The sequence below is a fragment of the Methylobacterium ajmalii genome, from assembly GCF_016613415.1.
Lineage (GTDB): Bacteria > Pseudomonadota > Alphaproteobacteria > Rhizobiales > Beijerinckiaceae > Methylobacterium > Methylobacterium ajmalii.
Genome location: NZ_JACWCT010000059.1, coordinates 1 through 20,823 on the forward strand (window position 1 = coordinate 1; position 20,823 = coordinate 20,823).

The 20,823-nt window shown below is 72.5% G+C and carries 19 protein-coding genes and 1 pseudogene; 3 read left to right on the forward strand and 17 right to left on the reverse strand.

Annotated elements, in window-relative coordinates:
- From HPY23_RS10745 to HPY23_RS10820, 16 genes and pseudogenes are all read right to left on the reverse strand, one after another.
- Positions 1-1,935: pseudogene (locus tag HPY23_RS10745) on the reverse strand (ATP-binding protein); the annotation flags it as partial.
- Complete coding sequence (locus tag HPY23_RS10750) at positions 1,932-2,612, reverse strand: hypothetical protein (protein WP_091887336.1); 681 nt, start codon at positions 2,610-2,612, stop codon at positions 1,932-1,934. The pseudogene HPY23_RS10745 and the gene HPY23_RS10750, both read right to left, overlap by 4 nt.
- A gap of 16 nt (positions 2,613-2,628) precedes the next feature.
- Entirely contained in the window at positions 2,629-3,615 is a 987-nt protein-coding gene (locus HPY23_RS10755; RefSeq protein WP_236012965.1) for an endonuclease domain-containing protein, read from the reverse strand.
- 137 nt (positions 3,616-3,752) lie between these two features.
- Complete coding sequence (locus tag HPY23_RS10760) at positions 3,753-4,937, reverse strand: L-dopachrome tautomerase-related protein (protein ID WP_091887331.1); 1,185 nt, start codon at positions 4,935-4,937, stop codon at positions 3,753-3,755.
- 76 nt (positions 4,938-5,013) lie between these two features.
- Positions 5,014-6,342 carry an LLM class flavin-dependent oxidoreductase gene (locus tag HPY23_RS10765; protein ID WP_091887329.1) on the reverse strand — a complete coding sequence of 443 codons (1,329 nt, stop codon included), beginning with the start codon at positions 6,340-6,342 and terminating at the stop codon, positions 5,014-5,016.
- Between the two features lie 74 nt (positions 6,343-6,416).
- Entirely contained in the window at positions 6,417-7,598 is a 1,182-nt protein-coding gene (metB, locus tag HPY23_RS10770) for a cystathionine gamma-synthase (protein WP_413231147.1), read from the reverse strand.
- A 174-nt stretch (positions 7,599-7,772) separates the two neighbouring features.
- The gene (locus tag HPY23_RS10775) at positions 7,773-8,621 is read right to left on the reverse strand and encodes an NADPH-dependent oxidoreductase (protein ID WP_091887327.1); all 849 of its coding nucleotides are present in this window, start codon (positions 8,619-8,621) and stop codon (positions 7,773-7,775) included.
- Between the two features lie 35 nt (positions 8,622-8,656).
- The gene (locus HPY23_RS10780; RefSeq protein ID WP_200602092.1) at positions 8,657-9,619 is read right to left on the reverse strand and encodes a type II secretion system F family protein; all 963 of its coding nucleotides are present in this window, start codon (positions 9,617-9,619) and stop codon (positions 8,657-8,659) included.
- Positions 9,620-9,704: 85 nt separating this feature from the next.
- A complete protein-coding gene (locus HPY23_RS10785) occupies positions 9,705-10,673 on the reverse strand; it encodes a type II secretion system F family protein (RefSeq protein WP_060850165.1) in 969 nt (322 codons plus the stop codon).
- A 61-nt stretch (positions 10,674-10,734) separates the two neighbouring features.
- Positions 10,735-12,195, reverse strand: coding sequence for a TadA family conjugal transfer-associated ATPase (locus HPY23_RS10790; protein ID WP_060850166.1), 1,461 nt, complete (start codon positions 12,193-12,195; stop codon positions 10,735-10,737).
- Positions 12,196-12,345: 150 nt separating this feature from the next.
- Complete coding sequence (locus HPY23_RS10795) at positions 12,346-13,590, reverse strand: CpaE/TadZ family protein (RefSeq protein ID WP_060850167.1); 1,245 nt, start codon at positions 13,588-13,590, stop codon at positions 12,346-12,348.
- A 147-nt stretch (positions 13,591-13,737) separates the two neighbouring features.
- Positions 13,738-14,457 (reverse strand): CpaD family pilus assembly protein, encoded by a 720-nt coding sequence (locus HPY23_RS10800; RefSeq protein ID WP_091887325.1) that lies wholly within the window; start codon positions 14,455-14,457, stop codon positions 13,738-13,740.
- Positions 14,458-14,566: 109 nt separating this feature from the next.
- Positions 14,567-16,069, reverse strand: coding sequence for a type II and III secretion system protein family protein (locus HPY23_RS10805; RefSeq protein ID WP_091887321.1), 1,503 nt, complete (start codon positions 16,067-16,069; stop codon positions 14,567-14,569).
- 59 nt (positions 16,070-16,128) lie between these two features.
- On the reverse strand, positions 16,129-16,941 hold the full coding sequence (cpaB, locus tag HPY23_RS10810; protein ID WP_200602091.1) for a Flp pilus assembly protein CpaB: 813 nt from the start codon (positions 16,939-16,941) through the stop codon (positions 16,129-16,131).
- 238 nt (positions 16,942-17,179) lie between these two features.
- Positions 17,180-17,686, reverse strand: coding sequence for an A24 family peptidase (locus HPY23_RS10815; RefSeq protein WP_091887317.1), 507 nt, complete (start codon positions 17,684-17,686; stop codon positions 17,180-17,182).
- 247 nt (positions 17,687-17,933) lie between these two features.
- Positions 17,934-18,098, reverse strand: coding sequence for a Flp family type IVb pilin (locus tag HPY23_RS10820; RefSeq protein ID WP_060850171.1), 165 nt, complete (start codon positions 18,096-18,098; stop codon positions 17,934-17,936).
- 267 nt (positions 18,099-18,365) lie between these two features.
- On the opposite strand from HPY23_RS10820, the gene HPY23_RS10825 reads away from it, so the two are divergent.
- The 3 genes from HPY23_RS10825 (at position 18,366) to HPY23_RS10835 (ending at position 20,257) form a co-directional block, all read left to right on the forward strand.
- Positions 18,366-18,869: a pilus assembly protein N-terminal domain-containing protein gene (locus tag HPY23_RS10825; RefSeq protein WP_082742895.1), complete on the forward strand. Its 504-nt coding sequence runs from the start codon at positions 18,366-18,368 to the stop codon at positions 18,867-18,869.
- Between the two features lie 84 nt (positions 18,870-18,953).
- Complete coding sequence (locus HPY23_RS10830) at positions 18,954-19,586, forward strand: TadE/TadG family type IV pilus assembly protein (protein WP_091887315.1); 633 nt, start codon at positions 18,954-18,956, stop codon at positions 19,584-19,586.
- Positions 19,583-20,257, forward strand: a complete 675-nt coding sequence (locus HPY23_RS10835; protein WP_091887312.1) for a TadE/TadG family type IV pilus assembly protein — start codon at positions 19,583-19,585, stop codon at positions 20,255-20,257. Before HPY23_RS10830 ends, HPY23_RS10835 begins: the two co-directional genes overlap by 4 nt.
- Before the next feature lie 34 nt (positions 20,258-20,291).
- Here HPY23_RS10835 and HPY23_RS10840 read toward each other — a convergent pair whose 3' ends face one another.
- Positions 20,292-20,822 (reverse strand): retropepsin-like aspartic protease family protein, encoded by a 531-nt coding sequence (locus HPY23_RS10840; RefSeq protein WP_091887310.1) that lies wholly within the window; start codon positions 20,820-20,822, stop codon positions 20,292-20,294.
- Position 20,823: the final 1 nt, after the last annotated feature.

Genomic DNA, 20,823 nt, shown 5'->3' on the forward strand with positions numbered 1-20,823 from the left:
CGGATCCGGCGCCCGGACGGGATCCGCCGCCGGCGGCGTGACGGCGGCCTCCTCCGCCGGTTCGGGGTCGCGCCGCGACCGCCGGGGCGGCAGCGGGGGCGGGGGCGCGCGGCCGGTGCGGGGCGCCGGCGCGGGCTCCCGGGGAACGCCTGCGTTGCCCGCCAGGCCGATCGCCCGGAAGAACCCGGTGGCGCGCACCGGCAGAGTCTCGCGCATCCAGCCGGCGAAGCGGTCGATCTCGCCGTCGCGCACCGCCCGGTCGCGCAGGGTGCGCAGGGCGACGAAGGTGCGCAGGTCGTCGTCGGTCGGGTCGATCAGCCGGCCCCCGGCCGCGAGGAACCGGTCGACCAGGGCGTCGGTCTTGGCGCCGGGCGGCACCGGACCGCGGCGCACCAGCACCAGGTCCCGACCCGGGATCCTGGTCGAGATGCCCGAGGCGGTCAGCGCCGCCCGCAGCCGGGCCTGGAAGGCGATCGGATGGGTCTGCAGCAGGGCGCGATAGCAGACGTGCCGCTCGCGGTCGTTCTCGTCGCGGTGCAGGAAGGTCAGTCGGCCGTGCAGCGGCGGCAGCCTCTGCTCGGGCTCGCCCTTGCTGACCACGTCGATCGCGTCGTGGGGATCGTCCTCCAGGGCGTAGAGGTCGAAGGCGGCGCGCAGCAGCTCGCCGAGGCCGGCCTCCTCGTCGTCGAGGATGCCCGAGAGGTCGGCCGCGCGCCGGGCGGCGTCGAGCTCGAAGGGCGGGGCGGCGGGCTCGTGCCGTTCGGGCGCCTGGCCCGTGAGGTCGCGGCAGGGGACCACCGCCCCTTCCGCCAGGCAGGCGCGCCGGAAGGCGTCGCAGCGCATCAGCAGGGTCCGGGGCCGTATCGCGCTCGCGGCGGCCCGCGCGATCGCCGCCTCCTCGAACGGCCAGGTCGGGGCGGGCGGGACGAAGCCGGCCTCGGCATAGGCCGGGGCGAGACGGCCGTGGATCAGCGCCGCCGCGGCGTCCGGCCGGTTCAGGCCCTCGAGCATCACCGGCGGATCGAACCGGTCGAAGGCGGATTTGAGCCCCCGCGCCTCGAGCCGCTGCCAGGATTCGGGAAGGCAGGCGACCAGCGTCATGCCGTGCCCGCCGCCCTCGTGCAGCTCCATCAGGCCGGCGGCCAGCATCTCGGCGAGGCCCGGACCGGGCTCGAAATCGTCCTGCGCGGCGAGCCGGCTCGCATCGACCACGCCGTCGATCTGGTCGACGGCGACGAGGGTCGGCCCGCTGAGACCCATGATCCAGGCCATCCCGCGCACGAGCTCGATCGGCGAGGGCGGCGGCGTGGTGAAGCCCAGCGCGGTGCGGGCGGCCGTGTCGGCCTCGTAGCCCTGCAGCCAGGCATGGGCGAGGCCGACCGCCGCGAGGTCCTGGGCCCGCAGAAGGCAAAGCGCCCGAAACACGTCCTGGTGCTTGAGCGCCCGCCCGGTATCGACGTGCATCAGGGCGCGCACCAGGAGGTCGACGATCCGGCGGGCGTCGATGTTGGGGGTGTTGAACGCCTGCTCGACCTGCGCCTCGACCCGGAACCGGCGGGCGATGCCGGCCAGCACCGCGTCGGACTGGCGCCGCCCGTCGGGCATCGGCTGCATCAGGGCGGTGAGGTAGCTCAGCGCCGCGCTGCGCCAGAAATCCGTCAGGCCGAGCACGTCGAGGAGCACGAACCAGCCGCCCGAGGCCCAGACCGCGCGGCGGATCTGCCCGACGAGGTGCGTCTTGCCGATGCCGGCCTCGCCGACGAGCACCCGGCCGCGCGGGCGCGGCCCCGCCCCTTGCGCGTGCAGGTCGGCGACGAGGCCCGGCACCAGGGCCTCGTTGGGCGCGCCCGTCGGCTCGGCGTCGAGCCAGACGCTGTCGAGGGTGCGGACCCAGTCGAAGTTGACGCGGCGCAGGGCGTCGAGGGCGTCGCTCATGCCTGGATCCAGATCTCGTGGAAGGGCTCGCCGGCCGGTGCGAAGGCCGCCGCGCGCTCGGCGGCGTCGAGGGCCTTCGGATCGCCGATCCGGGTGAGCCGGATCGCCGGATCGCCCGACAGGATCGCCGCCAGCCCGGCATCGAGGGTCGCGCGGTCGAGATCGGCGAGCGCCGCCCGCAGGGCGCTGAGGCGGACGGCGGTGGCCTTCCGGCCCCCGGTGCAGGCGAGGTAGGCCCGTTCGATCCGGGTGCGGACCTCGCCCGGGTCGGGCACGCGCGCGGCACCGGATGCCGGCCGTGTCTTGGACCGTATCTCGGGCCGCGCCTTGCGGACTTTCGGCGCCGGCGGCGCCCGCCCGGGGGCGGGGCCGACGAACTCGGCCAGCGTCGCCCCCGTCGTCGCGAGGTGGTGGTGGAGCCGCGTCAGCCAGTCCTGCAGCACCCGCATGGTCGGCGGCAGGGGGTCGCGCAGGTGCCCGCCGGCCCAGTTCCAGCCCTTGTCGGTCACGGTCAGGCGCGAGGAGCGGCCCTCCCTCTCGACCGCCAGGAAGCCGGCCCGCTGCAGCGCCTCGCGCTCGGCCTTCCTCGGGGCGATCTCGCTGTTGAGCGCGGTGCCCTGCCGGCCGAGCAGGCGCCAGAGGATCATCGCCTGGGCGGGGGTCGGCGTCTCGCTCATCGTGTCGGCGTCCGGGTCATCGGGTGGTGGCTCCTGGTCCGGGGCCGGTGCGCCGCAGCCGGACGACGGCGCGGATCTTCTCGATCGCCCGCTGCAGGTCGTCGGTCACCTGCGCGTTGGTGAGGCGCAGCACGAGGTGGCCGGCGACCATCAGCTCGTAGTCGCGGTGGCGGTCCTCGCCGAACTTCGGCTCGGCTTGGTGCTCGGGCCCGTCGAGCTCGACGACGATCCGGTGCGCGCGGCACAGGAAGTCGACCCGGGGATGGCGACCGTCTCCCGCCACCCGGACGGTCTCGTTGCCGGAGAACAGGCCGGCGAGGTCCGGATCGGCCGCGAGCGCCGCCTCGACCCGCCGCTCGACCGCACTCGCCGGGTGGGCGCGCGAGCGCGCGGGAATGAAGCGGGAGGCGGCCGGGGTGGCCGGATGGCCGACCGTGCAGGCGCCGTAGAGTATGCGGTCGTAGGGCGGCGTGTCGGGCGGCACGACCGGCAGGGCGGCGATGCAGGCGGCGCCGTGCCCGGTGCACCATTCCAGCGCCTCGATCACCGGCGCCGCCCGCGCGGCCGAGGCCGGATCGACCTCCGCCACCAGGATCACGCTGCCGGGATCGACCGCCCGCAGCAGCTGGCCGAATTCGAGCGCCCGCGCCGCCCGCCGGAACCGGGGCGGGCGCCCAGAGGCCGCGAGCGTCGCGGCCGCCTTGAGCCACGGGCCCGACACCTCCGGCGCCGAGCCGTCCGGCCAGTCCGGCCAGCGGGCGAGAGCGAGATCCGCGAGGTCGTCGAGCACGCCGTCGACCACGGCCGTCGCGCTCCGGGGCTCTCCGGCGGCGACGAGCAGCGCCCCACGGCCGATGCCTGCCTCCACCAGCACCTGCCCGACGCCGTCGCGGGTGAGGCCGAGGACGGCGAGCCGCGCGCCCTCCGCGAGCCCCGCCACGCGCCCGGCGAGTTCGACCGGCGTCAGGAGCGGCGAACCGGTCGTCTCTCGGGACCTGTGCAAGGCCAAACCGGCACTCCTGGACCGGCCGACGACGCCCCTCGCGTCGTCCGGCTGTCCCGGGGCGATATCCAGCACAGGTTGCCGCGCCTTGCCAAGGGGTTGTGGCGAGGCGCACGGGGCGGAGCCCCCCGCTCCCGTCACCGTGCCGGCGCGGCCCCCGCCGGTGCCGCCGCCCCGGTGCGGATCGCCCACAATTCGGTCGGCAGGCTGATCGGTGCGCCGGGCTTGTAGTCGGCCGAATCCTGGATGTGCGAGGTCGTGACGTAGATCGTGCCGTCCGGTCCCTCGCCGAAGGTGTCGGGCCAGCGCAGCTGCGGATCCTGGACCAGGGTGGTCAGACCGGCGCCGTTATTGGCGAGGTCGCGGACCTTTACGGCGTTGTCCTGGGGCGAGGTGACGTACATCCGCCCGTCCTTGCGGCCGATCAGCAGGCCGTCCGCCGGCCCGTTCTCGCCGACCGTGACGATCTTGGCGCCCAGCGTCCGGTCGGTGAGCATCTCGGGGACCACCGTGGCCGTCGCCCAGCCGGTCAGGGCGTCCGTCGGCAGGCTGTAGAGCGTCTTGCCCTTGATCGCCTGCCAGTAGAGCGTCCTGCCGTCGGGCGAGAGCGCGATGCCGTCGGCGGAGAAGTCGACGCCGCGGCCGTCCGGGCGGCGCAGGGGCTGGCCGTCGGCCGTCACGGTCACGCCCTTGTCCGGCATGGTCGAGGGGTGGCCCGACAGCACCCGCCGGGCCGAGCCGCTGTCGAGGTCGACGACGACCAAGGCACCCTCGGCGCCGGAATCGGTGAGGTAGGCGGTCTTGCCGTCGGGCGAGATCCGGACGTCGTTTAGGTAGGAGGCCTGCAGGATGGTGGGCGCGTCGAACGGGATCGTCTTGATCACCTGATTGGTCTTGAGGTCGATGCCGACGAGCTTCGGTCCGTCCTTCACCACCGCGCCCATCGCGGGCGCGCCGGCATCCACCACCCAGAGCCGGTCCTGGGCATCCGCCACCACGCTCTGCACGCAGACGAAATGGGTCTTCGGGTCGATCTCGTCCTTCCTGGCGTTGCGCCAGGAATTCCAGCCGGCATCCGGGTAGGGCACCGGCTTGCCGTCCTTGAGCTCCGCCACCGAGACCGGGGCGTCCTCGCTCCAGCGCGGGAAGTTGACGAAGATCCGCCCGTCCCGGGCGACCGTGACGCCGGTGACCTGGTGGTCGAAGCTCGCGACCTTGTCGAGGCGGGGAGAGGCGCCCTGCTGCGCGAGCGCCGGGGCCGGCGCGGCGCCGGCGAGGAGAAGGCAGGCGAGCGCGAGGCGGGCGCCGTGGTGATGCGTCATGGGGAAAACTCTTCGTCCGGGCAAGCGCCCGGACGGAGAACGCAACGGCACCCGGTCGAGGTCCCTTGGAGTATCTTCAGCGGGCCGGCCCGTGACCGCCGGGCGGCCGCGAGCCGAGATGGGAGCGCAGGGTGGTGCCCTCGTACTCGGTTCGGAACAGGCCGCGCCGGCGCAGCTCGGGCAGGACGAGCTCGATGAAGTCGTCGAGCCCGCCCGGCAGCGTCGGCGGCATGATGTTGAAGCCGTCCGCACCCCCGGCCCGGAACCGCGCCTCCATCTCGTCGACGATCTGGGCCGGCGTGCCGACGATCTGCGAGTGGCCTCGCGCCCCGGCGATGCGCAGGTAGAGCCGGCGCAGGCTCAAGCCCTCGCGGCGGGCGAGGTCCAGCATCAGCTGCTGGCGCGACTTGAGCCCTTCGCTCTCCGGCAGTTCCGGCACCGGCCCGTCGGGATCGTGCCCCGAGAGGTCGTGGCCGACCATGCGGCTGAGGAGCGCCAGCCCGACCACCGGGTCGATCAGCGCCTGCAACTCCTCGAACTTCTCGCGCGCCTCCGATTCGGAGCGGCCGACGACGGGAAACAGTCCCGGCATCACCTTGAGGTCGTCGGGCTGCCGGCCGAAGCGGGCCATGCGGCCCTTGAGGTCGCGGGTGAAATCCACCGCCTCCTCGAGGGTCTGGTTGGCCGTGAACACGATCTCGGCGGTGCGCGCCGCCAGGTCCTTGCCCGGCCCCGACGAGCCGGCCTGGACCAGCACCGGCTGGCCTTGCGGCGTGCGCGACAGGTTGAGGGGGCCGCGGACCTCGAAATGCTTGCCCTTGTGGTCGAGGGGCCGGAACCCGTCGGGCTTCGAGAACTGGCCCGACGCCTTGTCGATCACCACAGCGTCGTCGTCCCAGGTGTTCCAGAGACCCAGGACCACGTCGACGAACTCCTCCGCCCGCTCGTAGCGGTCGGCGTGGCGGGCGATCGTGTCGTTGCCGAAATTCGCTGCCTCGAGGTCGGTGGCGGAGGTCACGAGGTTCCAGCCGGCCCGGCCGCCGCTGAGGTGGTCGAGGGAGGCGAAGCGGCGGGCGACGTTGTAGGGCTCGTTGAAGCTCGTCGAGGTGGTGGCGACGAGGCCGATCCGGCTGGTGACGGCGGCCAGCGCCGACAGCAGGGTGACGGGCTCGAAATGCGTCGAGCGGGCGGTGCGCTCGCTGGAGCGCAGGTCGGCGTCGCGGATGCCGGTGCCGTCCTCGAGAAAGATCAGGTCGAACTTGGCGGCCTCGGCGCGCTTGGCCCAGCCGACGTAGCGCTCGAGGGTGATGCCGCCATCGGCCTCGCTCGACGGGTGGCGCCACCCGGCGACGTGGTGGCCGGTGGCGTAGAAGAAGGCGCCGAGGCGCATCGTCCCGTTTGTCATCGCGTCCTCGCTCGGCCGGCATCCCGGATTGCCACGTACCCGATCGGATCTAGGGCACGGGCGCCGCGCGGCTGTCAGCCCTTCGCGACGATGTCGAGGGCCTGCGCCAAATCGGCCAGCAGGTCGGTCTCCGCCTCCAGGCCGACCGAGAGCCGCACCAGCCCGTCGCCGACGCCCGCCCGCTCGCGGGCCTCGGGGTCCATCGCGGCGTGGGTCATGGTCACCGGGTGGGCGATCAGGCTCTCGACCCCGCCGAGGGATTCCGCCAGGCTGAAGATCGTGAGCGCCCCGACGAGCCGGCGCACCGCCTCGCGCCCGCCCGCGAGTTCGGCGCTCAGCATCGCCCCGAACCCCGCCTGCTGCGCTTTGGCGAGGGCGTGGCCCGGATGGGCGGGCAGGCCCGGATAGTGGACGCGGGCCACCGCCGGATGACGGTCGAGGAAGGCCGCGACCGCGGCGGCGTTGCGCTCCTGGCGCTCGATGCGGGCAAACAGCGTGCGCACGCCGCGCAGGGTGAGGTAGGCGTCGAAGGGCGAGCCCGTGACCCCGACGGTGTTCGCCCACGCGGCGAGCTCGTCGCCCAGCGTCGCGTCCGCGGCGATCACCGCGCCGCCGATCACGTCGGAATGGCCGTTGAGGAACTTGGTGGTCGAGTGGACGACGAGGTCGGCCCCGAGGGAGAGCGGCCGCTGCAGGGCCGGCGACAGGAAGGTGTTGTCGACGACGAACAGGGCGCCGGCGGCCTTGGCGAGCGCCGCGACCCGGCGGATGTCGGTGATCCGCATCAGGGGGTTGCTCGGCGTCTCGGTGAGCACGATCCGGGCGCCCTCGGCGAGGGCGGCCGCGAGCGCCGCCTCGTCGCCCTGGTCGACGAAGGCGACCCGGTAATGGCCGCGGGCCGCGCGCATCGACAGCAGCCGGTGGGTGCCGCCGTAACAATCGTGCGGCGCCACCAGGAGGTCGCCGGGGCGCAGCGGCGACAGGGCGAGGTCGAGGGCCGCCATGCCGCTCGACACCACGACGGCCCGGGCGCCGCCCTCGAGCTTCGCCAGGGTGTCGGCGAGCTGGTCGCGGGTCGGGTTGCCGAGGCGGGCGTAATCGTAGGCCCGCGGCTGCTCGAACTCGGCGAAGGTGTAGGTCGTCGAGAGGTAGAGCGGCGGCGTCACCGCGCCGAAGGCGGTGTCCGTGCCGATCCCGTTCGCGGCGGCGATCGTCTCCGCCCGCCGCTGCTCGCGCACCACGCTCTCGTCCGACACGTCGCTCTCCCGTTCCAGCCCGCGGGACCGGTCCCGCGCATCGCCTTGGCCCATGCGGGACGTTGTCCCGCTCCCTCTTGGCCCATGCGGCGTCCGGTTCCGCCCGTCGTTCTGTATGACGAACGAAACGGGCGATCAACGGGATATCGTTCTGTGCGGCGTACGGCGCAGGCTTTATTTCAGGCCGAAGCCCCGCCGCTCCAGGATCTCCCGCAGCCGGTCGCGGCCGCTCAGGGAGCCGGGGCCCCGCACCCGGTCGAGGGCGACATCGCTCCAGCCGGCCTGCGGCATCCCCTGGCCGGCCTGGAAGTCGCGCATCGCCGCGTCGTAGGCGGCCACCGCCCGGCCGGCCTGCGCGGGCTCGTAGCGGCCGCGATGCAGCACCACGTCCTGCGGCAGGCGCGGCTTCACCGCTGCCGGCCGGGCCGGGTCGGGATGGCCGACGCAGAGGCCGAACACCGCCAGCACGTTCGGCGGCAGGCCGAGTAGCTCGGCCACCGCCTCGGGGTCGTTGCGCAGCGCCCCGATATAGACCGTGCCGAGGCCGAGGGATTCGAGCGCCACCGTCGCGTTCTGGGCGGCGAGCGCGGCGTCGACCACGCCGACCATCAGCATCTCGAGGTAGTCGAGCCCGTCGGTCGCCTTGGCGCGGTCGCGCCCGAGCGCCTCGAGGCGCGAGAGGTCGGCGAGCCAGACCAGAACCAGGGGCGCCTCGGCGACGTGGCGCTGCCCGCGCGCCACCTCGGACAGGCGCGTCTTGGCGGCCGGGTCCTCGACCGCGACGACGCTCCAGGTCTGGAGGTTGGAGGAGGAGGCGGCCGATTGCGCGGCGGCGACCAGCGTCTCCAGGCTGCCGGCGGGCAGGGGATCGGGCCGGAACGCCCGCACGGTGCGGTGGGCGAGGAGCCCCGCGACCGTGGCGTTCCAGGCCACGTCGAGGGCCGGATCGGCGCCGTAGCGCGCCCGGAGGGCGGCCGCCTGGGCCTGCAGCGTCGCGGCGGCGTGGTGGTCGGTCTCGCTCATCCGGTTCCCGTTTCCCGTCGGTCCCGGCCTGCGGCTTACTTCATGCTGAAGACCTGCACCATGGCGGGGGTGAGGATCACCACGAACAGCACCGGCAGGAAGAACAGGATCATCGGCACGGTGAGCTTGGGCGGCAGGGCGGCGGCCTTCTTCTCGGCCTCGTTCATGCGCTGGTCGCGGCTCTCCTGGGACAGCACCCGCAGCGCCTGGCCGACCGGGGTGCCGTAGCGCTCGGCCTGGATCAGCGCGGTGGTGATGTTCTTCACCGATTCGAGGCCGGTGCGCAGGGCGAGGCTCTCGTAGGCCATGCGCCGGTCGGAGAGGTAGGACAGCTCGGCGGTGGTGAGCGCCATCTCCTCGGCGAGCGTCATCGACTGGTTGGCGATCTCGACGCCGACGCGCCGGAACGCCCCCTCGATCGCCATGCCGGACTCGACACAGATCAGCAGCAGGTCGAGGGCGTCCGGCCAGTTGCGGGTGATCTCGGCCTGGCGCTTGGCGGTCTTGTTGCGCAGGAACAGCTCCGGCGCCTTGATGCCGAGATAGAGCGCCACGACCACGATGCCGAAGCGCACCAGCACCGGCTGGTCGAGCACCTCGAGCACGAACAGGTAGAACACCGCGACGAAGAAGAACGCGATCGGCGTCACCAGGCGGAAGAACAGGAACGCCACCTCGGCCTGCGGGCCGCGATAGCCCGCCATGGTCAGGCTGTTCTTGGCGTTCTCGGCGCCGAGCCAGTCGCCCAGATGCAGGCGCTCGACGACCCGCTTCATGTAGGCCTTGGGCTCCTGGCGCAGGGACGCCTTCTGGTTCAGCCGCTCGCGCTCGCGCAGGCGGATGCGGTCGCGCTCCTTGCCGACGCTCTTCATGCGCCCGGCGAGCCGGTCGGGCTCGATGAGCGGTTGGACCAGGGTGAAGACCGTGGCCGCCGCCGCCACCGCGGCGAGGAGCGCGCCGGCGAAGTGGGGGTTGATCAGCTGGGACAGGAACTGCACGCGCCGTCTCCCGGGAGCGATGGCGCCGGCCGCGCGGGGGCCGGGCGAGGAACGGGGCGGCGGGGCCGCGAGGACCCCGGCGCCGTCAGATGTCGAAGCGGATCATCCGGCTCATCACCACCACGCCGAGGATCATCCACAGGGCCGAGCCGACCAGGGCGACGTGACCGATCGAGGTGGTCCAGAGCAGCGAGATGTAGTCGGGGCTGGTGAGGTAGGCGAGCGAGGCGACGACGAAGGGCAAGGAGGCGATGATCGCCGCGGAAGCCTTGGCCTCCATGCTCATCGCCTTGACCTTCTCGGCCATCTTGCGCCGGTCGCGCAGCACCTTCGACAGGTTCCCGAGCGCCTCGGAGAGGTTGCCGCCCGACTTCTGCTGGATGCCGACCACGATGGCGAAGAAGTTCGCCTCCGACACCGGCATGCGCTCGTAGAGCCGCGCGACGGCCTCGGTGAGCGAGATGCCGAGGGCCTGGGCCTCGATCATCGCCTTGAACTCGCTCTTGACCGGCTCCTGCGCCTCCCGGGCGATGATGCGCAGGCAGTCGCCGACCGGCAGGCCCGAGCGGATGCCGCGCACGATCACGTCCATGGCGTTGGGCAATTCGAGGATGAAGCGGGCCATCCGGCGCTTGCGCAGGTAGCTCAGGACCCAGCGCGGCAGGCCGAACCCCGCCGCGAAGGCCATCCCGAGCGCGATGAGCGGATCGCCGCCGAACAGGAAGCCGAACGCGCCGACGACGGCGCCGGCGATCGCGCTGAAGACGTAGAACTGGCGCGTGCCGATCGCGAGGCCCGCCTGAGTCAGCCGCATCTCGAGGCTGATCCGGGACTTCTTCTCCTTGTCCTCGATCTCCTTGAGGCTCTTGGCGACCTGCTCGCGGCGGCTGACCGCCTGGACCCGCTCGACGACCCGGCGTTGGCCGACCAGCGCCTGCTGGCGCTTGGCCGCCCGCGCTTCGCCGGGCAGCAGCGGCACCACCACGGCGGAGGCGATGCAGACCGCGCAGACCACGAGCAGGCCCGCCCCGAGGGTGCTGTCGATCGCGATCACGGGCGGGCTCCGGCGCCCGGACGTGGGCCGGGGGGCGTGCGGGTCCGAATGGAGGCGGTCGTCATGCCGTCTCCTCCACGCGGACCTCTGCGGCGTCGAGGGCGGCGGCGAGCGCCCGGTCCTCGCCGTAGTAGCGCGCCCGTTCCCAGAACCGCGGCCGGCCGACCCCGGTCGAGCGGTGGCGACCGATCAGCTTGCCGTTCGGATCCTCGCCGACCACGTCGTAGACGAACAGGTCCTGGGTGGTGATGACGTCGCCCTCCATCCCCATCACCTCGGTGATGTGGGTGATGCGCCGCGAGCCGTCGCGCAGGCGCGCGGCCTGGACCACGACGTCGATCGAGCCGGCGATCATCTCGCGCAGGGTCTTCGAGGGCAGGCTGAAGCCGCCCATCGCGATCATCGATTCGATACGCGCAAGGCACTCGCGCGGTGAGTTGGCGTGCAGCGTTCCCATCGAGCCGTCGTGGCCGGTGTTCATCGCCTGGAGGAGATCGAAGGCCTCCGGGCCGCGGACCTCGCCGACGATGATCCGCTCGGGCCGCATGCGCAGGCAGTTCTTGATCAGGTCGCGCATCGTGACCTGGCCCTGGCCCTCGAGGTTGGGCGGCCGCGTCTCCAGGCGCACGACGTGCGGCTGCTGCAACTGCAGCTCGGCCGCGTCCTCGCAGGTGATGACGCGCTCGTCGTCGTCGATGTAGCGGGTGAGGCAGTTGAGCAGCGTGGTCTTGCCCGAGCCGGTGCCGCCCGACACCACCACGTTGCAGCGCACCCGCCCGATGATCTGCAGGATCTTGGCACCCTCGGGCGAGATCGAGCCGAAGCGGGTGAGCTGGTCGAGGGTGAGCTTGTCCTTCTTGAACTTGCGGATGGTGAGCGCCGGTCCGTCGATAGCGAGCGGCGGGGCGATCACGTTGACACGCGAGCCGTCGGGCAGGCGCGCGTCGCAGATCGGGGAGGCCTCGTCGACCCGGCGTCCGACCTGGCTGACGATCCGCTGGCAGATGTTCATCAACTGCTGGTTGTCGCGGAAGCGAACGTTGGTCAGCTGGATCTTGCCGCCGACCTCGATGTAGGTCCGGTTGGCGCCGTTGACCATCACGTCGGCGATGTCGTCGCGGGCGAGCAGCGGCTCGAGCGGGCCGTAGCCGAGCACGTCGTTGCAGATGTCGTCGAGCAGCTCTTCCTGCTCGGCGATCGACATCACGACGTTCTTGAGGCCGATGATCTCGATGACGATGTCGCGGATCTCCTCGCGCGCCGCATCCGGCTCGAGGCGGGCGAGCTGGGTGAGGTCGATCGCCTCGATCAGCGCGCCGAAGATCATGCTCTTCGTGCGGTAGTAGTCGTCCGAGCGGGCGGTCTCGACCGGGACGGCGATCTCGCGGGGCGGGGCCTCGGCCCGCCGGCCGTCCTGGAAGACCGGCGCGATCGGCTCCGGCGAGACCGGCACCGGTGCGGGGCCGGCCGGGCGCGGGGCCGGACTCTTCTGCGCCGTCGCTCCGGGTCTCCTGCCGAACATGGGATCAGCGGCCTTCTCGAGAAAACGGGCCCCGTCGCGCGGCGCTCCGCCGACGGGGGATTCAGGGACGAGGGGACCCGGGGCGGCGGAACGGGGTGGACCCGTCGTGGTTTCGCGGGAGCGGCGCCCTCACGCCGCGGCCCGCCGGATTCACGACGCCTTGCGGCGGGCGAGCCGGGCAAGCAGCGGCTCGAGGAGGTTCGCCCGGCCGCGGCGCGTCTCGGCGCGGCCGGTCAGGCTGCCGGCGAGCTCGGTCAGGATCTCGGTGACCTTGGACCCGGCCTGCACCTCGGCCAGCATCTGGCCGTTGTTGGCGGCGGTGCCGAAGAGGGCGGGGTCGAACGGCACCGCGGCGGCGACCGGCGCGTCGAGGGCCTTGGCGAATTCCGTGGTGGCGATCTCCGGGCGCTTGGGCATCCCGACGCCGTTGAGGACGAGGCGGGGCATCCGGTCGTGCGGGCGGGCGCTCTTCAGGACCTCGAACAGGTTGCGGGCATTGCGCAGGGAGGCGAGGTCGGGGGCGGCCACGACCACGATCTCGTCGGCGCCGATCAGCATGCGGCGGCACCAGGACGACCAGGTGTGGGGCACGTCGAGCACGATGCAGGGCACGCTCGCCCGCAGCACGTCGATCACGCCGTCGAACGATCCCTCGGCGAAGTCGGTCGGACGGTCGAGGGTCGCCGGGGCGGCGAGAAGGCTGAGCTTGTCGGTGCACTTCGACAGCAGCCGGTCGACGAAGTTCGCATCCACCCGTTCGGGCGCGAACACCGCCTCGGCCACGCCCTGCGGCGGATCCTGGTTGAAGTTGAGGCCGGCGGTGCCGAAGGCCACGTCGAGGTCGGCGATGACGGTGGCGGTGCCGAAGTCGCGGGCCACCGACCAGGCGATGTTGTGGGCGAGAGTCGAGGCGCCGACGCCGCCCTTGGCGCCGACCACCGCGATCGTCCGGCCGAGGGGCTCGGCCGCGGGGTCGCAGAACAGGTCCGAGATCGCCGCGATCACCGCGACCGGGTCGATCGGTGCGATCAGGTACTCGCTGACGCCCCGGCGGATGAACTCGCGGTAGAGCACGACGTCGTTGACGTGGCCGACCACAACCACCTTGGTGCCGGCGTCGCAGACCTCGGCCAGGCCGTCGAGTGCGGCGAGCGGGCTGCCCTTGGCGGCGCCGATCTCCACGATGATGACGTTCGGGGTCGGGGCGTTGCGGAAGGCCTCGACGGCGGCGGGCGCGCCGCCCATCTGGACGCGGGCATGGGCCTTCTGCATCCGCCGGTCGGCGGCGGCGGCCTCGATCACCGCGGCGACGTCCGGGCTCTCGCAGAAGGCCTGGACGGTGATGCGGGGAACCGGGGCGATGACCCGGTCGGTCGGCGAGGTCGCATCAGACATGACGGGGCGCCTGCGGGACGGGGGCCGGTCGCCGGGCCCGCATCGGAGCCGGCCGGGGCCGGGAGGAGGAGGGTCGGGGGCGGATCCGGGTGGCGCCGGCGCGTCTCGCCGCGGGCGCGGCCGCGTCTGTCGTCCGGCGCGTCGTCATCACTGGTTCACCTGGTTCTTCACGCTCGCGCGGCCATCCTGCTTCCAACTGGTTGATGGATCCTTTCCGGTGCGCAGGTCGGTGAGGTTCTGGGTCCGGATCGCCGTGTCGATCCGGCCCTCCTGGCGGCCGCGCACGAGGTCGACCGGGTCGGCGATCTGGCTCGCGACGTTCGACTGCATGGCGCAGCCGAGGTTCCAGTACGGCTCGTTGCGGGTGTTGAAGCCGGCATTCGACGAGCCGAGATCCTGCGGCCACAGCCCGCAGGCGCCCGCGACCTTGGCCTGCATGCGCTGGAAGCTGAGACGCACCGGGGCGCTGACCGCGACGTTGGCGACCGGATAGGGCGCGACCACGATCTCCCGCACGGCGACGCCGCGCTCCAGCGCCCGGGCGCGCACCCGCTGCAGGGTGCGCTCCACCGCGACGCCCGAGACCTGCGAGCCGCGCGGCACCTCGAACACCAGGACCCCGCGCCCGTAGCGGCGGTACTCGGTGAGGAAGCCGTCGACGTCGTCGGCCTGGCGCGGGTCGATGTGGCCCGTCCCGGTCACGAACACGTCGAGGTTGCGCGACGAATCCGCCAGCACGATCGGGTGCCGCTCGGGGACCGTCATCGGGTAGGTCGAGCCGGTGGTCAGCGGCGGGCGGGTGCTGGTGCACGCCGCGAGGCCGGCCGTGGCGGCGAGGAGCGTCAGACGGAAGACGATGCGGATCATGGGGCGTTTGCCTCGACGGGCCAAGTCGTGATGGCTGAGGTCGTGATGGCTGAGGTCTCGATCGGTGAGGTCTCGACCGGTGAAGGCTCGGCGGAGGCTCGGGGGCGGGTCAGTCCGTGATGAAGCCGACCCGGCCGCGGTAGCGGGCGCCCAGCGGCGCGGCGCCGACCACGCCGTAGAGGCGGTTGAAGCGGCCGAGCAGGACCGACTGACTGTCGCTGACCTCGGTGAAGCCGTCGTCGGGCTTCTTGACCTGGCCCGGATCCATCGGCTTGGCGATGAAGGGGGTCACCATGATCATCAGCTCCGTCTCCTGGCGCTGGTAGTCGCGGGAGCGGAACAGGGCGCCGAGGACCGGCAGGTTGAGCATGCCCGGCAGGCCGCTGATCGCCTGGCGGTTGCGCTGCTGGATCAGGCCGGCGATCATCATCGTGCCGCCCGAGGGCAGCTCGATCGTCGTCTCGGACTTGCGCACCGTGAGGCCTGGCACCGAGATCGTGTTGTTGCCGTTCGAGACCGGGATCGCCGCCTGGGGGTCGATCTCGGTGACGTTGGTGCCGACCCGGATCGAGATCCGGTTCTCCGACTGCACCACCGGGGTGAAGTTGAGCGCAACGCCGTAGGGCTTGTACTCGATGCCGACCGAGCAGTTCGACGAGTTCGAGGCGAGCACCGCCGAGCAGCTCTGGCTCGTCGGCACCGGGATCTCGCCGCCAGCGGTGAAGTTCGCCGCCTCGCCGGAGATCGCCGTCAGGGTCGGCTCGGCCAGCACCCGCGACACGCCGGCCTGCTCGAAGGCGCGCAGGGTGGCCTGCAGCGAGAACCCGCCGGCCTTGATCGAGCCCGAGATGTCGTTGCCGGCCGGGTAGGAGCCGCCGGTCAGCGGGAACGGCACGCCGTTCACGAAGTTCATCGCGCTCCAGTTGGCGTTCAGGTTGACGCCGAACTGCTTGAGCACCTGGCGCGACACCTCGACCACGGTGACGCGCAGCATCACCTGGTCCTTGCCGCGGATCGTCAGGTTGTTGATCACCGCGCCGCGGGCGCCGACCGCCGCCCCGCCGACGCCCACGAAGGCGTTGGCGATGTCGATGGCCTGCTGGGCCTCGCCGGCGGAGGCGACCGTGCCGGTGAGAAGCACCGAATCGCCCGCCGGGCGCACGTCGAGCCGCGCGCCGGGGAGGCTGGTGGCGAGCGTCTGGCGCAGGACGTTGAGGTCGCGCCCGACCGTGACGTCGAGGGCGGCGATCTGGCGGCCCTCGCCGTCCATCACGAAGATCGAGGTGGCGCCGTTCTCGATCCCGATCACGAACACCTTGCGGGTCGAGCGCACGACCGCGTTCGCCACCTTGGGGTTGGCGACGAACACCTCCTTGGCGTCCCGCGGCAGGTCGATCACCAGCGAGCGGCCGATGGTCAGGTCGAGGCGGCGCGAGACGTCGGCCTCGTTGGCGCCGACATTCACCACCGGCGCGGGCGCGATGCCGCCGCGCATCCCGCCCTGGGCGAGGGCCGGGGCGGCGAGGGACGCCACGGCGCCGGCGACGAGGACGGCGCGCAGCGTGGCGGCCGCCGGGAGGATCTGGGACAGGCTGTTCCTGGACGGGTTCATGGGACGGGGACTCGCGGCGCGCAGGCCGGTCGCGCGGAATGGGCCGGGGGCGGGCGCGCTCATCGGCGGGGCATCTGCTTGGCGACGCCGTAGAGCACGACCGTGAGGCCGCCCTCGGCCGGCGGCTGCTCCGCCGTCGCCGGGGCGACCTGGCCGGCATCGGCGAGGCTGCGCAGGGTGAGGGAGAGCTGGCCGACCTTCTGGGCGAGGGTGATGGCCTCGGCCTGGGACGGGGTCAGCTCCAGGGTCGCGGTGTCGCCGGTGACGACCCGCTCGCCGTTGCGCTCCTGCACGGTCTGGCCGACCGCCAGGACCCGGATGTTGGTGAGGATCGTTTCGGCGGTCTGGACGTCGCCGCCGCCGGAGCGGGCCGCGTCCTCGTCGCGGGAGGTGCGCAGCACGTCGACCCGGTCGTTCGGCAGGATGAAGCCGCCGGCGGTGTTCGAGCCGCGGGCGTCGATCGAGATCGCGACGGCGCGCATGCCGGAGGGCAGGATCGCCGACAGGAACCCGCTGCCGTTGGCCTTGATCAGCTTCTCGCGCCGGATCGGCTCGCCGGACAGGAACGGGCTGCGCACGATCGAGCCCACCGTGTCCTCGAGGGCCGAGGGGGCGGCGGCGCGCTGCAGGAAGCCGTCGCCGGCGGCGCTCTTCGGCCAGGACTGCCAGCGCAGGTCCGGCATCTTCACGGTCTGCCCCATCGGCAGCTCGGCGGCGGCGACCAGCACCTCCACGGTCTCCATCGCGGGCGCCGGCGCGGCGACCGGCGCGACCTGCGGGGGCGGGGGCGGCTCGCGGCCGCTCATCATGACGAAGGCCCCGGCCCCGGTCACGACGGCGACGCTGATGAGAAGCAAGCGCGATGACTTCATGGGGCGCCAAACAGAGGAGACGGCAGGGGACGACGCGGTGCCGCCCCTGACCGGACTTCATCAGGCAATCCTCAAATTAAGGTTAACCGCCCTTAGGGTTAATGATCTTCGCCATGCCCGTGCGGCCGTTCGTGCCGGATGCGGGACAGGCCGACGCACCCCGCCCGACCGGGGCCGGGCGCGGTGCGCGACGGGATGGGAGAGGCGAAGGGAGCGTCGAAACGGGCCGGGCCGGCGCTCAGCCCGAAAGCGCGATGCGCCAGAGCGGCGCCGACGGGCAGGTGATCAGCGCGGAGGCCGAGAGGGCGACGCCGTAGGGCATGCCGACGCAGCGGTCGTGCAGGCGCAGCGCGAAGGGCCAGGCGATCACGAAGCCGGGGAGGGGCTGGCCGCGGACGTACAGGATGGCGAGGGCGAGCAGGCCACCGAGCAGCGAGAAGTTGACGACGTAGTCGAGCAGCGGCTCGAACCCGAGCCACAGCGCGGTCGCCGCGGCGAGCTTGGCGTCGCCGCCGCCGATCACCCCGAAGGCGAACAGCGCGAAGCCGACCGTCAGCACCAGCCCGAAGGCGCCGGCGTGCCAGGCGATCTCGGACCAGCCAAGCCCGGCCGTGGCGGCGAGCACCGCGAAGGCGGCGACGAGGATCAGGCTCACCCGGTTGGGAATCGTCATCGTGAGGACGTCGCTCATGGCCGCGTAGGCCATCAGGAACGGGAACACGACGAGGAGGCAGAGGCTGGCCATGCGGGCTCGCGGAAGACGTATCGACGAGCGCGGATCGACGGAAGACGCCTCGATACGCGCGGAATCGAGAAAGGCGGCATGTGACCCGACCGGTCTCCGTGGAGAGGTCGCGCGCCTTGCCGCCGTTTTGCAGGCCGTCCGGTCGCCGCAGGGACGACCCGGATCTGAACCCGCCTCGGGACGCGGCCTTTACGGCCGTGCCGCCGTCGCGCGCCGGCCCGCTGCGGCGGGCCGGCCCTGCGGAGGCTTACTTGAGGTTACCGGCGATCGAGTTGAACTGGGCTCCGAGGTTCTGGCCGACCGTGCGGGCCGCCACGATCACCGCCAGGGCGATCAGGGTCGCGATCAGGCCGTACTCGATCGCGGTCGCACCGGACTCGTCGCTGACGAAACGCTTCAGCTTGGTGATCATAACTCTTGTTCCCGCCTGGATGATCTCGGTTAGTCCACCGACAATCGACTGGCGCCGATCGGGACTGACGGCAAGTTAGGCCCGACTGCGTTGCAGTTGGGTTAAAGCGATCGTCGATCCTGGCGGTCCGGCGCGGAAATCGGCCCGTGGTTAACGGATGCCTGATCCGATGACGGGCCCTGCCGGAGCAGCTTAGCGATTTGTCAACCCTCCGGACGCTTCACTGGTGCGAGCCCGAGGATTCCCGCCCGAAAGACCGCCCTGCCGATGATCCCGCCCCGCCGCCCCAGCCTCCCGCGCGCCGCGAGCCTCCTCCTGGCCGCAGCCCTGCTGGGCCCCGCCGCCGCGCAGGGCAGCGACGGAGCGATCGTCACCGTGATGGTCGACAACGCCAAGGTGATCCGCCTGCCGGAGCGCACCGCGACGGTGATCGTCGGCAACCCGATCATCGCCGACGTGTCGCTGCAGCGGAACGGCATCGTGGTCCTCACCGGCAAGAGCTTCGGCAGCACCAACCTGATCGCCCTCGATTCGGCCGGCACGATGCTGGCCGAATCCGCCATCAGCGTACGGGCGGGCAGCCCGTCGGTGGTCACGGTGCAGCGCGGGCTCGAGCGCGAATCGTATTCCTGCACGCCGGCCTGCCAGCCGGCGATGCAGCTCGGCGACGCCCAGCGCTACTTCTCCGAGGTGAGCGGGCAGGCCGGCCAGCGCAACTCCCTGGCGACGGCGGGCGCCGCGGCCGCGGGCGCGGCGGCGGGGATGCGCTGACGTCTCGGGAATTGCCGTAACGGATCCGCAATCTCCGTCCGGCATCGAACGCTCCGAGGCCCAGCACCGGACACGAACCGCACCATGCCCTGTCGTCGCGCGCTGCATGACCCCGGATCGCCGGCCCTCCGGGGCGCGACCGGTCGGCGGGCGGCCGCGGTCCGGCGCTTCTCCGGCTGCCGCGACGGGGCGACCGCGGTCGAGTTCGGGCTGATCGCGATGCCGTTCCTCTGCCTCATCGCGGCGATCGTCGAGACCGCGCTCGCCTTCTTCGCCGGCCAGGTCCTCGACAACGCGGTGTCGAGCGCGGCGCGCCAGCTCTATACCGGCCAGTTCCAGGCCGCCCGCGCCGCAGATCCGCCGCCGCCGGCGGACAAGACGACCCAGCAGGTCGCACTCGACAAGTTCAAGGACGCGATCTGCAACGGCCGTGTCACGATCTTCGCCTGCAGCAACGTCAAGGTCGACGTGCTGATGATGCCGGACGGCGGCAGCTACACGCCGGCGAGCCCGATCGATTCCTCCACCAAGTCGTGGCGCACCACGCCCACCGCCTTCGGCACGCAGTACCAGGACCCGGCCTCGAACCGGATCGTGATCGTGCAGGCCGCGGTGGAGTTCCCGGTCTTCTTCAGCTTCCTCAACCCCAACACCCTGGCCAACGGCAAGCGCGTGCTCCAGAGCACCGTGGCGTTCCGCACGGAGCCCTTCCAATGAGCGAGCGGGCCTGCGGCGCGGCGGGCCCCACGGCCCGGGGACGGGGCGTCCTCGCGCGGTTCGGACGGGCGCGGGACGGGCTCGCGGCGGTCGAGTTCGCGATGGTGCTGCCGCTCCTGCTGCTGCTCTATCTCGGCACCACCGACGTCGCCGGCTACGTCAGCAACTTCCGCAAGGTCACGCTGGCGGCCCGCACGGTCGCCGACCTGGTCTCGCGCGAGGCCGGCGACATCCCGTCGGCCCAGTTCGCCACCATCGCCAGGGCCGGACGGGCGGTGCTCGCGCCCTTCGACGGCGCCGGCGCGCGGATCTCCGCCAAGGCGATCGGGGTGTACGACACCGGCGGCACGGCCCGGGTCTGCTCCTACGCGGTCGATGCCGGCAATGCCGGCGTGGCCCAGCCGACCGGCCCGACGACGGTGCCGCCGCCGGTGCCGGACGCGTTCAAGACCGTGGGCGCCCGCTACGTCGTGGTCGAGCTGACGATGACCTACAAGCCCCTGTTCGGGGCGACGCTCGCCAACCGGTTCAACCTCAGCACCATGACCGAGACGGTGGTCTGGCCGGTGCGCAACGGCAAGGTCTACAACGTCGCCGTCACCGCCTCGCCCGAGGTGGTGCTGCCGACCGTGACCGACACCCGCAACGGCGGCGCCTGTCCGGCCTCCTGATCGCGCGGGATCGGCCGTGCGGGGGGAGGGCCTCTCATCCCCGCAGGATCATGCGCCCGCCCGCGACCTCGAAGCCGCGCAGGCGGCGCAGGAACGACATGCCGAGCAGGCTCGTCTCGAGCCGGCCGCTCGGCAGCACCAGGGCCTCGACGTCGCGCACCGCGATGCCGCCGACCCGCATCTCGCGCACCCGCACCGGGGCCGCCGGCACGGTGCCGTTGGCGGTGCCGACCTTCGCGGTGAAGTCGCGCTCCGCGACCCGGAGGCCGATCCGGTCCGCATCCTCGCGGGTGAACACGCAGAGCGTCGCGCCGGTATCGACCAGCATGCGCAGCACGCGGCCCTCGACCTGGGGGTGGGCCCGGTAGTGCCCCGACAGGTCCTGGGCCAGGGTCACGCTCGCCTCCGTCCCGGGCGGGGCGGGCACGGGCGCGGCGGCGGAGGCCTGCGCGGCGGCGGGCGCCGGGCGGGACAGGCCGATCTTGGCGATGCGCTCGGTGAGGGACCCGCCGGTGAGGACGGCCCCGGCGAGCACGCCGAGAGCCCAGAGGATCGGGCGCGTCACG